The 15,369-nt window shown below is 71.0% G+C and carries 11 protein-coding genes; 6 read left to right on the top strand and 5 right to left on the bottom strand.

What is annotated here, in order from left to right:
• The first annotated feature begins 29 nt into the window (after positions 1-29).
• Positions 30-1,022 (top strand): LLM class flavin-dependent oxidoreductase, encoded by a 993-nt coding sequence (locus MWU75_RS04840; RefSeq protein WP_247088592.1) that lies wholly within the window; start codon positions 30-32, stop codon positions 1,020-1,022.
• A 71-nt stretch (positions 1,023-1,093) separates the two neighbouring features.
• On the opposite strand, the gene MWU75_RS04845 is transcribed toward MWU75_RS04840, so the two are convergent.
• The 3 genes from MWU75_RS04845 to MWU75_RS04855 all read right to left on the bottom strand — a co-directional run bounded on the left by MWU75_RS04845 (position 1,094) and on the right by MWU75_RS04855 (position 4,293).
• Entirely contained in the window at positions 1,094-1,732 is a 639-nt protein-coding gene (locus tag MWU75_RS04845) for a regulatory protein RecX (RefSeq protein WP_247088594.1), read from the bottom strand.
• A gap of 5 nt (positions 1,733-1,737) precedes the next feature.
• Positions 1,738-2,880, bottom strand: a complete 1,143-nt coding sequence (gene recA / locus MWU75_RS04850) for a recombinase RecA (RefSeq protein WP_247088596.1) — start codon at positions 2,878-2,880, stop codon at positions 1,738-1,740.
• 279 nt (positions 2,881-3,159) lie between these two features.
• Positions 3,160-4,293 carry a PIN domain-containing protein gene (locus MWU75_RS04855; RefSeq protein ID WP_247088598.1) on the bottom strand — a complete coding sequence of 378 codons (1,134 nt, stop codon included), beginning with the start codon at positions 4,291-4,293 and terminating at the stop codon, positions 3,160-3,162.
• A gap of 141 nt (positions 4,294-4,434) precedes the next feature.
• Between MWU75_RS04855 and MWU75_RS04860 the strand changes: the two genes are divergently transcribed.
• Positions 4,435-5,760: an aspartate kinase gene (locus MWU75_RS04860; protein ID WP_247088600.1), complete on the top strand. Its 1,326-nt coding sequence runs from the start codon at positions 4,435-4,437 to the stop codon at positions 5,758-5,760.
• Positions 5,761-5,765: 5 nt separating this feature from the next.
• Positions 5,766-6,863, top strand: a complete 1,098-nt coding sequence (locus tag MWU75_RS04865; protein ID WP_247088602.1) for an aspartate-semialdehyde dehydrogenase — start codon at positions 5,766-5,768, stop codon at positions 6,861-6,863.
• A 32-nt stretch (positions 6,864-6,895) separates the two neighbouring features.
• Here MWU75_RS04865 and MWU75_RS04870 read toward each other — a convergent pair whose 3' ends face one another.
• Entirely contained in the window at positions 6,896-9,229 is a 2,334-nt protein-coding gene (locus MWU75_RS04870) for a glycosyl hydrolase family 65 protein (protein WP_247088604.1), read from the bottom strand.
• Positions 9,230-9,383: 154 nt separating this feature from the next.
• On the opposite strand from MWU75_RS04870, the gene MWU75_RS04875 reads away from it, so the two are divergent.
• The gene (locus MWU75_RS04875) at positions 9,384-9,686 is read left to right on the top strand and encodes a hypothetical protein (protein WP_247088606.1); all 303 of its coding nucleotides are present in this window, start codon (positions 9,384-9,386) and stop codon (positions 9,684-9,686) included.
• A 13-nt stretch (positions 9,687-9,699) separates the two neighbouring features.
• On the opposite strand, the gene MWU75_RS04880 is transcribed toward MWU75_RS04875, so the two are convergent.
• On the bottom strand, positions 9,700-9,927 hold the full coding sequence (locus MWU75_RS04880) for a DUF3046 domain-containing protein (RefSeq protein WP_247088608.1): 228 nt from the start codon (positions 9,925-9,927) through the stop codon (positions 9,700-9,702).
• A gap of 195 nt (positions 9,928-10,122) precedes the next feature.
• Here MWU75_RS04880 and MWU75_RS04885 point away from each other — a divergent pair, with 195 nt between their 5' ends.
• Together MWU75_RS04885 and MWU75_RS04890 are read left to right on the top strand one after the other, a co-directional pair.
• A complete protein-coding gene (locus MWU75_RS04885) occupies positions 10,123-10,332 on the top strand; it encodes a hypothetical protein (protein WP_247088610.1) in 210 nt (69 codons plus the stop codon).
• Positions 10,333-10,455: 123 nt separating this feature from the next.
• Complete coding sequence (locus tag MWU75_RS04890) at positions 10,456-15,360, top strand: DEAD/DEAH box helicase (RefSeq protein WP_247088612.1); 4,905 nt, start codon at positions 10,456-10,458, stop codon at positions 15,358-15,360.
• The last annotated feature ends 9 nt before the right edge of the window (positions 15,361-15,369 follow it).

Below are 15,369 nucleotides of genomic sequence, written 5' to 3' on the forward strand. Positions count from 1 at the left end.
GATACCCCAACCCCACAAGGAGACCCGCAATGAAGCTCGCTCTCTACCTGCCCAACTTCCGTGACAAGGTGACCGTCCAGGAACTGGAGGACCTGACCAACCTCGCCGAGGAGCTGGACTTCGACTCGGTCTGGACCCTGGACCGCATCGTCGTCCCGGAGGCCTCCGACCGGGGTGAGCTGCAGTACGCCTTCGGCATGATGGAAGGTTTCCCGACGCAGCTGCCGGTCTCCTCCCGTGGCGAGTGGCTGCAGGGCTGGCCCCTCCTGCCGTGGCTTGCGGCGAAGACGACCAAGCTGCGGATCGGGATGAGCATCACCGACACCCCCTACCGGGCACCCGGTGTCCTGGCCACCGAGCTCGCCACGATCGACCAGCTCTCCGGCGGCCGGCTCAACGTCGGCGTCGGCTCGGGGTGGATGCCGGAGGAGTTCGCCGCGGCCAGCGCCTCCCACCTGTTCCCCCGGCGCCACGCCCACGTGCGCGAGACGCTGGAGATCATGCAGGGCATCTGGACCAACGACGTGTTCGAGTACCACGGCGAGTTCGCCGACTTCGACCGGTGCGGGTTCGGCGCCAAGCCGGTGCAGAAGCCGTACCCGCCGATCTTCTTCAGCGGGCTGAAGGACCCGGCCCGGTCCGCCAAGCGGGTCGCGAAGTATGACCTCTCCGGCTGGATCGGGATCCAGGACTCACCGGAGGCCATGGGGACGTGGCGCGCTGCCATCGCCGAGGAGCTGGACAAGCTCGACACCGAGCGGTCGGTGGACGACCTGGAGATGTCCAGCATGATCTGGTTCGTGATCACGGACGAGGACGTGGACCAGTCCGACCAGGGCAAGCTCAGCAACCTGCTGGTCGGCAGCGCCCGGCAGATCACCGACCAGCTCAAGAGGTACAAGGAGGCCGGCATGACCATGCCGATGCTGTGGCCGCCGTTCCAGGACGTGCCGGTCTCCAAGACCCTCGACGACCTCAAGCAGCTGAAAAACGAGATCATGCCGCAGGTCGATGACATGTGACGAGCGCGGCGCGGGACCGTGCCCGCACGGAACGCTGACCCCGACCCGGGGCCGTCGCGCACGGCCCCGGGTCAGTCGCGCTGGTGCTCGGGCAGCTCGTCGAGTGCCTCGCGGATCACCCGGTAGGCGACGCTGCTGTCGTAGCCCTTGCGGGCCAGGAAACCGGCCAGCCGTCGAGTCTGGACCTGCCGATCGAGACCACGCATGGTGCGCAGGCGCTTCTCGACCAGTTGGCGTGCCCGGTCGGCGTCGTCGTCGGGGTCTACGTCGGCCAGAGCGTCCTCGATGACCTCGTCGGCGACCCCCTTGCGGCGCAGCTCCTGGGTCAAGGCCCGGGGTGCCAGGCCGCGCGTCTCCTGCCTGCTCCGCACGAGCATCCGCGCGTAGGCCTCGTCGTCGACGAGGCCGACCTCGGTCAGACGGTCGAGGACGGACCGGGCCACGCCGTCGTCGCAGCCGCGCTGCCTGAGCTTGTCCTCGAGCTGCTTCCGGCTGCGAGGGGCCAGCTCGAGCTGGCGCAGCGCGATCTTCCGCGCCACGTCGTGGGGGTCGGGCTCGTCGTCCGACCGTGCCTGCTCCCGCACGTCCCGGTCGCGGGCCGCCGCATCGGCCCCGACCAGCGTCGTGCCGGCCTCGGCCGACTCCAGTGCCTGGCGGGCCCGGGCCAAGCGCTCGCTCGCCCCGGACCTGCCTGCTGGACCGTCCGTCATACTGATCAGAAGTTGACCGAGACCTCGCCGGTCCGCGGGTCGACCCCGGCCGGGACGTCGCGGTCACCGCCCACGGCCGACAGCTCGGCGTCGATGGCGTCCTCACCCTCGGGCCGCGGACCCACGCCCAGCTTGGCCTTGACCTTGCGCTCGATCTCGTCGGCCAGGTCAGGGTTGTCCTTGAGGAACTGGCGGGCGTTCTCCTTGCCCTGACCGAGCTGGTCGCCCTCGTAGGTGTACCAGGCGCCCGACTTGCGCACGAAGCCGTGCTCCACGCCCATGTCGATGAGGCCTCCCTCACGGGAGATCCCCTGGCCGTAGAGGATGTCGAACTCGGCCTGCTTGAACGGCGGGCTGACCTTGTTCTTCACGACCTTGACGCGGGTCCGGTTGCCGACAGCGTCGGTGCCGTCCTTGAGCGTCTCGATGCGCCGGACGTCCAGCCGGACGGAGGCGTAGAACTTCAGCGCCTTGCCTCCCGTGGTCGTCTCAGGACTTCCGAACATGACCCCGATTTTTTCACGGAGCTGGTTAATAAATATCGCCGTCGTGCCGGTCGTGCTCAGCGCACCGGTGATCTTGCGCAGCGCCTGTGACATCAGGCGGGCCTGAAGGCCGACGTGGCTGTCGCCCATCTCTCCCTCGATCTCGGCCCGCGGGACCAGAGCCGCCACCGAGTCGATAACGATGATGTCCAGCGCGCCGGAGCGGATCAGCATGTCCGCGATCTCCAGCGCCTGCTCGCCGGTGTCGGGCTGGCTGACGAGCAACGCGTCGGTGTCGACCCCGAGCTTCTTCGCATACTCCGGGTCGAGCGCGTGCTCGGCGTCGATGAAGGCGGCGATCCCGCCGGCCTTCTGGGCGTTGGCGACCGCGTGCAGCGCCACGGTTGTCTTTCCACTGCTCTCCGGTCCGTACACCTCCACCACGCGGCCGCGCGGGAGGCCGCCGACCCCGAGCGCCACATCAAGGGCGATGGAGCCGGTCGGGATGACCTTGATCGGCGGGCGGATGTCGTCGCCCAGGCGCATCACGGCGCCCTTGCCATACTGCTTCTCCACCTGCGCGAGGACCGAGTCAAGCGCCTTGTTCTTGTCCCCCTGGATCTGCTGCACCGTCGTGTTGGGCCTGCTGGGTCGTGCTGCCATGTCCTGCTCCTTCGCACTCGTGGGTGGGCGCGCCTACCGGCGACCGACCGCGGCGTGCCCGACCCCACTGGGTCGCGTGCTCATCCGTGTCCTGTCAGACGCTAGATGCCCCCACCGACACTCCCCCGACCCAGGACGAGCCTGTGGACGGACGAGGTGTCCTGCAGGCACCTGTGGACCACAATAATCGAAAGTGTGTGCGACTCGCGGCGACACGCCCGGGCAGGCCGGGGATTCTGAGCTGAGGTGGTGTGCCGTGTGCTCGGTGGGTGGGGGGACTCAGCCCACCGTCTCCAGCAGGTAGTCCTTGTCGATGTCGCTCCAGTCGAGGGTGATGACGCCTTCTGTGGCGGCCGCCCGGCTGAACTGCAGGAACGAGCGGTAACCCAGCTTCTTCTCCGAGAAGCCTGGCTCCTTGCGGCGGAGCTGGTCCTTCAACCCGGACAGGGGCACGCTCTCCTGCCCCTTGGAGAGCTCGTCGACCACCGAGCGCAGCAGTGCGAAGGCCTCCTCCTTGTCCCCGGCCTCGGGCAGCAGGATCTCGGGGTCACCCTTGGCGGGACCCTCCGAGAGCTCGATGACGTTGCGGTCCGCCAGGTGACGCAACAGCTCGCCAAAGGCCCGGAAGCCGTAGTCGGCCTCGCTGAACGTGGGGTCCTTGCGCACCAGCGTCCTCTTCAGGACGGACGCGGTGACCTCGCCCGCCAGACTGCTCTGCAGGCCGCTGACCGTCTGGGCGACGAGCACCGCGAGGTCCGGGGCCGCGGACTCGTCCGTGGCCTCGTCCGTGGCGTCGCCAGGGTCAGCTGTCTCCGCCGCTGTCTCCGCCGGTGCCTCCGCCGGTGGCGAGGTCCGGGACCCCTCCTCCGCGGTGCTCTTGCGTGACCTTCCGGACTTCTTGCCCGGGCCGTTCGCGGCCGACTCCTTGGTCGGCACGGGCTCGACGCCCTCGAGGTTGTCGTAATAGAGGAACTCGTCACAGGCCGGCGGCAGCATCTTCGAGGTCGAGTCGCGCACGCCGAAGCCGATGACGCGCTTGTCCAGCTCGCGCAGCTTCAGCACCAGCGGCGTGAAGTCGCTGTCCCCAGTGCAGATCACGAAGGTCGAGATGTAGTCCTTGGAGAAGGCCATCTCGATGGCGTCCACCGCCATCTTGATGTCTGCGGCGTTCTTGCGCGAGGCACCCATCCGCTGGGTCATCTCGATCAGCTCCACCTGGGCGCGGGTCAGCATCCGCCGGTCCTCGTCGAAGTAGGACCAGTCGGCATACGCCCGGCGCACGACGACGCGTCCCCGTTCGGCCAGGGCATCCATCACCGGCTTCAGCTCGAAGTCACCCCCCAGGTGGTCTCGCGCGCCCAGCGCGAGGTTCTCGTAGTCCAGAAACAGGGCGATGCGCTCTTCGTTGGCCACGTCCCCCAACCTACTGGTCAGGCCACGCGGCGAGCGCAACAACCGGCAACCTCACGGCCTCCAGTCGTCCAGTCGTAGACTGACCTGCACTGACGACGGTGTCAGCCCCTCGTCATACTCTCTGCCCACGGAAGTTCCCCTATGGCTCTGCTCGTCCAAAAGTTCGGCGGCTCATCGGTCTCCGACGTCGATGCGATCCGTCGCGTCGCCCAGCGGGTCGTCGCCGCCCGCCGGGCCGGCGACGACGTCGCCGTCGTCGTGTCCGCGATGGGCGACACCACCGACGACCTGCTCGACCTGGCCACCCAGGTCAGCCCCAAGGGCCCGCCGGAGCGCGAGCTCGACATGCTGCTCACCGCCGGCGAGCGCATCTCCATGGCCCTGCTCGCCATGGCGATCCAAGACCTCGGCACCCCGGCCCGCTCGTTCACCGGGCAGCAGGCAGGCATGCGCACCGACAGCTCCCACGGACGGGCCAGGCTGCTGGACGTCACCCCGTCGCGCGTGGCCGCCACCCTCGCTCGCGGCGAGGTCGCGATCGTCGCGGGCTTCCAGGGCGTGTCGGAGGACGAGGACGTCACCACGCTCGGCCGCGGGGGCTCGGACACCACAGCCGTGGCGCTGGCCGCGGCGCTCAACGCCGACGTGTGCGAGATCTACACCGACGTCGACGGCCTCTACACCGCCGACCCACGCATCGTGCCCTCCGCCAGCCGCGTCACCCGGATCACCATCGAGGAGACCCTGGAGATGGCGGCGCACGGCGCCAAGATCCTGCACCTGCGGGCCGTGGAGTACGCCCGCCGCTTCGGCGTCCCGCTGCACGTCCGCTCCAGCTTCTCCGACCAGGAGGGCACCTGGATCCTGGTCGACCGACCGCTGACCGGCACCCTCCATCCCGACGGGACCGCCCGTCATACTGCCCCCTCCCCCACGAGCGAGGACCCCATGGAAGACCCCCTGATCTCCGGCATCGCCCACGACAAGTCGCTGGCCAAGATCACCGTCGTCGGCGTGCCCGACCGGCCCGGCGCCGCCGCCAAGGTGATCGGCGCCGTGTCCACCGCGGGCGTGAGCATCGACATGATCGTGCAGAACGTCTCGACCTCCCCCGACGGCCTGTCCGACATCTCCTTCACCCTCCCGGAGGTCGACGGGACGGTGGCGGTGGCCGCGGTGCGCGAGCTGCAGCACGAGCTCGGGATCGCCGACGTCCTCTACACGAGCCATGTCGGCAAGCTCTCGCTCATCGGTGCGGGCCTGCGCTCCAACCCGGCCGTGGCCCAGCGCATGTTCGGTGCCCTGGCCGAGGCCGGCATCAACATCGAGATGATCTCGACCTCCGAGATCCGGATCTCCGTGATCACCGACCAGGAGGCGCTCGAGGCGGCGGTCCGAGCGGTGCACAGCGCGTTCCGGCTGGATGCCGAGGCCGAGGCCGTGGTCTACGGCGGGACGGGACGGTGAGCAGTATGCCGACAGCTCAGTCAGGGGTGAACCTCGCCCTGGTGGGTGCGACCGGACAGGTGGGTGCCGTGCTGCGGCGGCTGCTCGCCGAGCGCGGCTTCCCCGTGGCCACCGTCCGCTACTTCGCCTCCGCCCGGTCCGCCGGTCGTGAGCTGCCCTGGGAGGGCTGGTGGGCCGGTGCGCCCGCCGACACCCGGCAGATCGTCGTCGAGGACGTCGCCACGGCCGACCTGTCCGGCATCGACATCGCACTGTTCTCCGCCGGCGGTGGTGCCTCGAAGGAGCACGCCCCGCGTTTCGCCGGGGCCGGTGCCGTGGTTATCGACAACTCCTCCGCGTGGCGGATGGACGACGGTGTACCGCTGGTCGTCAGCGAGGTCAACCCCGAGGCGTTGGACGCCGCCGTCGCGGACGGCGGACGGCGGATCGTGGCCAACCCGAACTGCACGACCATGGCCGCGATGCCGGTGCTGAAGGCGCTGCACGACGCCGCCGACCTGCAGCGTCTGGTGGCCACGACCTACCAGGCCGTCTCCGGCAGCGGGGTCGCCGGCGTCGCCGAGCTGGCCGGTCAGGTCCGCGCTGGGGCCGATCAGGAGCTGGAGGGCCTGGCCCTGGACGGCACCGCGGTCGACCTGCCCGAGCCGGCCACTTATGTGGCACCGATCGCCTTCAATGTGGTGCCCCTGGCGGGTGACATCGTCGATGACGGCTCCGGTGAGACCAACGAGGAGCAGAAGCTGCGCAACGAGTCGCGCAAGATCCTCGGCATCCCCGACCTGCCGGTCGCGGGCACCTGCGTGCGGGTGCCGGTCTTCACCGGGCACTCGCTGGCCATCCACGCGGAGTTCGGTCGCCCGATCACGCCGGAGGAGGCCCACGAGGTCCTCGCGACCGCGCCCGGCGTGGCCCTGGCGGACGTGCCGACCCCGTTGGCCGCGGCCGGCCGGGACGCGTCCTACGTCGGCCGGATCCGCACGGACCAGTCGGTGCCCGACGGTCGGGGGCTGGTGCTCTTCGTCAGCAACGACAACCTGCGCAAGGGCGCGGCGCTTAACACGGTCCAGCTCGCCGAGGTCGTGCTCGCGCGCGGTCTGGTCTAGCGGTTCGAGCGCACTGGGTGGGTGCTGCGCACTCAGGTGCGGGGCTCCCGGCCGACCGGCTGCCGTGGCTCCGGCAGCATCGGCTCCGGGTCCCGCAGCGTCACCGTCACCGGGGCGTCCGCCCGCAACTCGTACCGCTCCCCGTCCACCAGCACCGGCAGCGGACCCGGGCCGTCCAGGAGGGTGAGGATCGTCCCCTCGCGGGTGGTCTCCACCTCGAGGAGGCACCCACGCCACCGCAGCCGGTAGGCCGTGCGGGTGAGCGCGGCCGGCAGCGCCGGGGCGATCTCCAGGTCCTCGTGGTCCAGGCGCACGCCACCCAGCCCCGCCACGAGCGCCAACCAGGACCCGGCCGCCGCGGCCATGTGCAGTCCGTCCACGGTGTCGCCCTGCACGTCTCGCAGGTCCACGAGCGCGCTCTCCCTGAGGTAGCGCAGGGCCAGATCCAGGTGGCCCGCCTGCGCGCACACCACCGCCTGGACCGCTGCGGACAGGGACGAGTCGCGCACCGTCCTGGCCTCGTAGTAATCCAGGTCCCGGGCCACCTGCTCGGGGGTGAAGTCGTCACGGCACCACCACAGGGCCTGGACGAGGTCCGCCTGCTTGAGCACCTGCCGGCGATAGATCTTGGCGTAGTGGTGGTGCTCCTGGATGGGGTAGTCGTCCTGACGCTCCTCGAAGCGCCACTCCCGGTAGCCGGTGAAGTTGTCGTTCATCGGGTGCACGCCCAACGTCTCGTCGAACGGCACGCAGGCCGAGTCAGCGGCGGCCTCCCACGACTCGACCTCCTCGTCCGTGACCCCAAGTTGCGCAGCCCGGTCCGGCGCGACCCGGACCATCGCGGCCGCCCGCCGCAAGTTGCCCCGGGCCATCAGGTTGGTGAAGACGTTGTCGTCCACGACGCCCGTGTACTCATCGGGGCCGGTCATCCCATACAGGTGCCACGTGCCCTGATGGTCCTGCCGACCCACCGACATCCACAGGCGGGCGGTCTCGACCATGACCGGGAGGGAGCCGACCCCGTCCGGCGGTTCGCCGGTCACGTTGCCGTAGAGCCAGAAGGCCAAGGCGATGTCGGCGTTGACGTGCATCGCGGCGGTGCTCGCCGGCCAGTACGGGGAGCACTCGTGCCCGTCGATGGTGCGCCAGGCAAAACTCGCTCCTTGCAGGCCGAGGACGCCTGCCCGGTGACGTGCCTCGTCGAGCGTCGAGGAACGCCAGTGCAGCAGCCGCGCGGCCGCCTCGGGCCGCAGCAGCGTCAGCACCGGCAGCACGAAGCCCTCGATGTCCCAGAAGGTGTGGCCGTCGTAGCCGAGACCGGTCAACCCCTTGGCGCCCACCGGGGCGTCCGAGATGCACGCCGCGGCGCAGAACACCTGGAACAGGTCGTAGCGCAACGCCTGCTGAAGCTCCGGATCACCCTCCACCTCGACATCGGCGTCGTGCCAGAACCCGTCCAGCACCTCACGCTGCGCGTCGGCCAGACCGTCCCAGCCCCGGTCCTGGGCGGACTGCACCGCGGCGCTCGCCAGCCCCAGCAGGGACTCGGCGGAGGACTCTCGCGCCCACGCGTAGCCGACCACCTTCGTCACGGTCAGCGACTGCCCCTCAGCCAGTTCCGCGACGATGGTCGTGGACACCGTGTGCCCACCGCCGTCGGAGGTCATGCTCGCCGCGCCCTCGACCTCGTGTCCGACCGCGGCCGCCACCCCGATGCCGGACTGGCGGGTCCGGCAGGACAGGACGCCACCTGAGTCAGTATGCCGTCGCACCAGGACCTCGAGCGGGTCACCGAGGGCATCAGCCACCCTGGGATCACCCTTCTCGACCGTGGGTCGGCCGACGACCGCCGCCAGGTCGGATCGGACGACGACGTGCGCGCGCCCGTCCACTGCCCGAACCGTGTAGCGCACCGCCAGCACCCCGCGCTCTGCCAGGGAGACGAGTCGAGCGCTTCTGACCTCCAGGATGGTCCCGGAGGGTGCCCGCCAGCGGACCTGGCGCTCGAGGACCCCGGCGCGCAGATCCAGGGTTCGCTGATGCAGCTGTGTCCCGGCAGCCCGGATGTCCAACGACGCTCCGTCGACGAGTAGCTGGATCTGGGTCCCGTCGGGCACCGACACCATCGCCTGGCCGTGGGACGGGTCTCCGTAGCCCGCCTCGGGATAGGACAGCGGATAGTGCTCGAAGACGCCCGACAGGAACGTGCCGTGGACCTCGCACGGCTCCGCCTCATCGAGCGTGCCGCGAACGCCCAGGAACCCGTTGGACAGGCTGAACACCGTCTCGGACACCGGGATGGCGGCTGGATCCACCGACGGCTCGTGCACCAGCCACGGATCGACCTGGAAGCGCGGCGCAGTCATGGGCCCTGTCCTACCCGGTCCGGACGGCGCACGCGACCGGGACGATCACCCCGGTGCGGTGCCCCCGGTGACGGAAACCGACTCGCCGGGAGTTATCCACAGTCGGCGATTCGGGGCTCGGCGTGTCGCCGCCCGGACGCTTATCGTGAAGCCCATGTCCCCCGCAGACCTCGAGCGCAAGGTGCGTCAGCACGACAACGACATCTCCGCGATCTATGCGCTGATCGGCGACGTCCAGAACACGCAGGTTCGTCACACAACCCGGTTCGACGAGCTCACTCAGGATGTCGCCGGTCTGGGCGAGCGCCTCGGGTCCGTGGAGACGCGGATGACTTCGCTGGAAGGCAAGGTCGACCACCTCGACACCAAGGTCGACCACATCGCGGCTACCGTCGATGACCTTCAGGGCTCGGTCAACCAGGTTCTGGACCTGCTGCAGCAAGGGCGAGACGGGTGAAGTTTCGACCTGCTCAGCGCGTGCGGCGTGGCCTGACCTCCTGGGGCAACCACCGCTCCTCGGGCACCCCCATGTGGCGACAGAACTCGACCCAGACCTGCTTGACCGGCATGCCTGCCTCGATGGCCTCGACGGGCGTGCGCTCCCCGAGGGCGCTCAGCACCTGGCTGGCGGCCTGGTGCCGACCGTAGGGTCCGCCGAACTCGTCCTCCACGGCCCGCCAGAACTCACTCACGCGCATGCGTCGCTGCTGCTTCCTGTCCTCATGTGCGCACAGGGTATGCGGTGCGCCTGACAGTCCTCGCGTGCGGGTGGGCACCGGGACACTCCTGCGTCCAGGCGACGCGGTGACGCTCCGACCCTTGAGCGCACGAGACCGGGCGAGATGAGATGATGAGCCCAGGAACGGCTTGACCCACGCGAGACGGAGGACCCGGTGGCACGACCTGAGCAGACCTTTGCGTGGTGGCAGAAGTTGCTGATCAAGGCCAAGCTCTGGCAGCCGCCACACCTCACGATGCACCACGTGGTGCGCGACATGGAGCGCCCCGTCCCGCCGCCGGTGACCGGTGCCTACGGCAACGAGGTCGTGACCGCGACCCGGCCGCGCCTGGTCCCCCAGCGCGGCGATCAGAAGCAGGGCTGAGCCCACGGCCGAGTGCCTTTGCGGTCGGCTCTCCACGGTGTTGCTCCCGCACAGCCGGCACAGGTTGTCTGAGTGTCGGTCCGTCCTCCCTGAGTGTCAGTCCGGCGTGACAGGCTGACCGCGATGAGCGCTTCCCCGACCGCGGACGTGCTGGACCAGTTCTCCCCGGCGACCCGGGAGTGGTTCCGCGCGTCGTTCGCCGCGCCCACGCAGGCCCAGGAGGGCGCCTGGAGCGCGATCAGCCGCGGGCAGCACACGCTCGTCGTGGCGCCCACCGGGTCGGGCAAGACCTTGTCTGCCTTCCTGTGGGCTCTCGACCGGATCTCGGCATCTCCCCGGGATCCCGAGCGAGCCAGGTGCCGGGTCCTCTACATCTCCCCGCTGAAGGCGCTGGCCGTCGACGTCGAGCGCAACCTGCGCTCGCCGCTGGTCGGCATCGGGCATGCCGCGGCCCGGCTGGGTCTCCCCGCGCCCGAGGTCACTGTCGCCGTCCGCTCCGGCGACACCCCTGCGGCCGACCGGCGGCGCTTCGCCCGCGCCGGTGCCGACGTCCTCATCACCACGCCAGAGTCGCTCTTCCTGCTGATGACCTCTGCCGCCCGTGCGGCCCTGTCCGGCGTCGAGACCGTGATCGTCGACGAGGTCCACGCCGTCTTCGGCACCAAGCGGGGGGCTCACCTGGCGGTGACCCTGGACCGCCTCGATGCGCTGCTGCCCCAGCCGGCGCAGCGGATCGGGCTGTCCGCCACGGTGCGGCCGGTCGAGGAGGTCGCGCGGTTCCTCACCGGCGGGCGGCCGGTGACCACGGTCCAACCGCCCTCGACCAAGCAGTGGGACCTGCGCGTCGTCGTGCCCGTGCCGGATATGACCGACCCCGGGGCAACGGCCGGCACCGAACCAGCCGCCCCCGACCAACCCGCAACCGACCAGGACGCCGCCACCGACCAGCAAGCCGCCACCGACCAGGACGCCGCCCCGGCCCCGGGCACCGGCAGTGTGCCGGATCCCTGGGACACGGGTCCGCGCGTCGACCCCACGGCAGGCGGTGACCGTGCCGACGACCTGCCTGACCTTGAGGACATCGACTGGGTGATGCCGGCGCAGGACCCGACCGAGCGTGCCTCGGTGTGGCCGCACATCGAGCGCCGGGTCGTCGATCTGGTGGCCCGCCAGACCTCGACCCTGGTCTTCGCCAACTCCCGCCGCCTCGCCGAGCGGCTCACGAGTCGGCTCAACGAGATCTGGGACGAGCAGGACGACTCCCCGCGCGAGGGGGGCAACGGTGGCGCCCCCGGGACCGGCGACGGAGACGCGCCACGTCGACCGCCGGCCCAGGTCATGGCACAGTCCGGCAGCTCCGCCGGAGCGCCTCCCGTGCTCGCGCGTGCCCACCACGGGTCGGTGAGCCGGGAGCAACGGGCCGACATCGAGGACTCCCTCAAGACGGGTCGTCTGCCTGCGGTCGTCGCGACCAGCTCGCTCGAGCTCGGCATCGACATGGGCGCGGTGGACCTCGTCGTGCAGGTGGAGAGCCCGCCGAGCGTGGCCAGCGGGCTGCAACGGGTCGGCCGCGCCGGTCACCAGGTCGGGGCCGTCTCGCACGGGGTCCTGTTCCCCAAGCACCGCGGCGACCTGCTGCAGACCGCGGTCGTCGTCGACCGGATGCGCCAGGGGCTGATCGAGGCGCAGCGGGTGCCGGCCAACCCGCTCGACGTGCTCGCCCAGCAGGTCGTGGCCATGGTCGCCATGGACGAGTGGGGCGTCGACGACCTGTTCGATCTGGTCCGCCGCAGCGCCCCGTTCGCCTCGCTCCCGCGCGGGCTGTTCGAGGCGACGCTGGACATGCTGGCCGGTCGCTACCCCAGCGAGGACTTCGTCGACCTGCGCCCGCGAATCGTGTGGGACCGCATCGGCAAGACGCTCAGTCCGCGACGCGGCGCCCAGCACCTGGCGGTCATGAGCGGCGGCACCATCCCCGACCGGGGGCTGTATGCCGTGATGCTGGCCACCGGCGACGGTCCCGGACGCAGGGTGGGCGAGCTCGACGAGGAGATGGTCTACGAGTCCCGCGTCGGTGACGTCTTCACCCTGGGTACGACGTCGTGGCGGATCGAGGACATCACCCACGACCGGGTGCTCGTGACTCCCGCTCCGGGCCAGCTCGGGCGGCTCCCGTTCTGGAAGGGCGACGCCCTCGGCCGCCCCGCCGAGCTCGGTGCAGCGGTCGGCTCCTTCGTCCGTGACGTGGTCAGCTCCCCCGACCACGCCCGGTCCCGACTGACCGACCTCGGGCTCGATGAGTATGCCGTGGGCAACCTCCTCGACCACGTCACCGGACAGGTCGAGGCGACCGGACAGGTGCCCGACGACCGCACCGTGCTGGTGGAACGATTCCGGGACGAGATCGGCGACTGGCGCGTGATCATCCACAGCCCGTTCGGCACCCCGCTCCATGCTCCGTGGGCGCTGTGCATCGGAGCGCGGATGCGAGAGCGCTACGGCGCCGACGTGCAGGCAATGGCGGCCGACGACGGGATCGTGCTGCGGCTGCCCGAGCTGGCCGACGTCGAGCAGCTCGACCGGGATCTGGCCGACGTGCTCGTGCTCGACCCCGACGAGGTGCACGACCTGGTCACCGCGGAGATCGGCGGGTCGGCACTGTTCGCCGCCCGGTTCCGGGAGTGCGCCGCCCGTGCCCTGCTGCTCCCGCGGCGGCGACCCGACCGGCGCCAACCCTTGTGGCAGCAACGGCAGAGGTCGGCGCAACTGCTCGAGGTGGCCGCACAGTTCCCCTCCTTCCCGATCGTGCTGGAGGCCGTGCGGGAGTGCGTCCAGGACGTCTACGACGTCGAAGCACTCGTCGGCCTGATGCGCGATGTCGCGGCCCGCCGCGTCCGGGTCGTGACCGTCGAGACACGCGAGGCCTCGCCCTTTGCCCGCTCCCTGCTGATGGGCTACGTCGCACAGTTCCTCTACGAGGGCGACTCCCCCCTGGCGGAGCGGCGGGCGGCCGCTCTGTCCCTGGACCCCACGCTCCTGGCCGAGCTCCTCGGCCGCGGCGAGGGCGCAGCCCTGCGGGACCTGCTCGACCCGGAGGTCGTGGCGCGGACCGAGGCCGAGCTGCAGCGACTGACCCCCGAGCGTCACGCACGGGACGCCGAGGACGTCCTCGACCTCCTGCGCACCCTGGGTCCGCAGTCGCTCGAGGAGATCAGACAGCGGACGGTCGAGGAGGCCCGCGACCAGGTCGCGCCCTGGCTGGAGGGCCTTGCGACGCAGCGCCAGGTGATCGCGGCCCGGATCGCCGGCGACGACCGCTGGGCCGACGCACAGGACGCGGCCCGGCTACGCGACGCCCTCGGTGTCGCCGTGCCCCCGGGTCTGCCTGCCACCTTCCTGGACCCGGTCCCCGACCCGCTGGGCGACCTGGTCGTGCGCTGGTCACGCACCCACACGCCATACCGCCTCGCCGACCTGGCCCACCGCCTGGGTCTGGGGCGGGCGGTGCTCGCCGACTCCGTCCGGCGGCTCGTGGCCGACGGGCGACTCGTGGAGGGGGCACTCCGGCCGCTGACCACGAGCTCGGAGCCACCCGATGACCACCCCGACCTCTGCGACGCCGACGTGCTCCGGCTGCTGCGGCGGCGGTCCCTGGCCGCCCTGCGCCAAGAGGTCGAGCCGGTCACCCAGGAGACCTACACGCGGTTCCTGCCGGTCTGGCAGTCCGTGGGCCAGCTGCGCGGTGTGGACGGCGTGCACCGGGTGGTCGAGCAGCTCGCGGGGGCGCGGCTGCCCGCCAGCGGACTGGAGTCGCTGGTCCTGCCGGCGAGGGTGCGCGACTATGCCCCCGCGATGCTCGATGAGCTGATGTCGAGCGGTGAGGTGCTCTGGCAGGGGCACGGTCCGCTGCCCGGCGACGACGGGTGGATCTCACTGCACCTGGCGGACGGCGCGCACCTGACGATGGCCCCGCCCGACGAGAGCGACGCGAACAGCACAGGGGACCTGCTTGCCCTGATGGGGCAGGGCGGTGCCTTCTTCTTCCGGGCGCTCGCGGACAATCTCGGACGCACCGACGACGCCCTGCTGCTCGAGGAGCTGTGGGGCCAGGTCTGGTCGGGCCGGGTCACCGGCGACACCCTCGCTCCGGTCCGGGCCCTGGTCTCCGGCGGCCGTGGGGCCCACCGGAGCAGGCCGTCCGGTGCGCGGTCGACGCGCTGGTCTCGGGGCACCGCCCTAACCTCTCGCGCCGGTCGTCCTGCCGCCCCCACCCGATCCGGACCTGCCACCGGCGTGGGTCGCTGGTCGGTCCTGCCCAGCGTCGAGACCGACCCGACCGCCCGGGCCATCGCGACGGCCGAGCAGCTGCTCGACCGCTACGGCGTGCTCACCCGGGGCAGCGTGGTGGCGGAGTCCGTGCCAGGTGGGTTCGCCGGCGTCTACCGGGTGCTGGCCACCGCCGAGGAGGCAGGGCGGGTGCGTCGGGGCTACTTCGTGGAGCATCTGGGCGCCTCGCAGTTCGGCTCCACGGGTGCGGTTGACCGACTGCGCGCCCAGGACGGGGGTGACGGCACCGCCCTGGTGCTGGCCGCGACCGACCCTGCCAGCCCATTCGGCGCGGCGGTCCCGTGGCCGGAGCGGCCAAGCGCCGAGGTCGTGGGTCCCGCGCTCGCGGCAGCGCGGGGAGACGCACGCACCGAAGAGTCTCCGCACACCGCCGGGGACAGCCTCACGGCCCGTCACCGGCCGGGGCGCAAGGCCGGCTCGCTCGTGGTGACGGTCGACGGCGAGCTCGTGGTCTATCTCGAGCGGGGTGGACGCACGGCGCTGACCTACACCGACGACCCGGAGTCCGCGGCCGCGACAGCGGCCGCCCTGGCGGCCCGGGTGCGCAGCGGCCATCTCGGCGCCCTGACTGTGGCCAGGATCGACGGCGTCAACGCGCTGGGCTCGCCGCACCCGCTCGCTGCCGCCCTGCAGCAGGCCGGTTTCCACACCGCCCCGCAGGGTCTGCGGCTGCGCCGGTGAAACCGGTCG

The sequence above is a fragment of the Ornithinimicrobium sp. F0845 genome, assembly GCF_023015765.1.
Lineage (GTDB): Bacteria > Actinomycetota > Actinomycetes > Actinomycetales > Dermatophilaceae > Ornithinicoccus.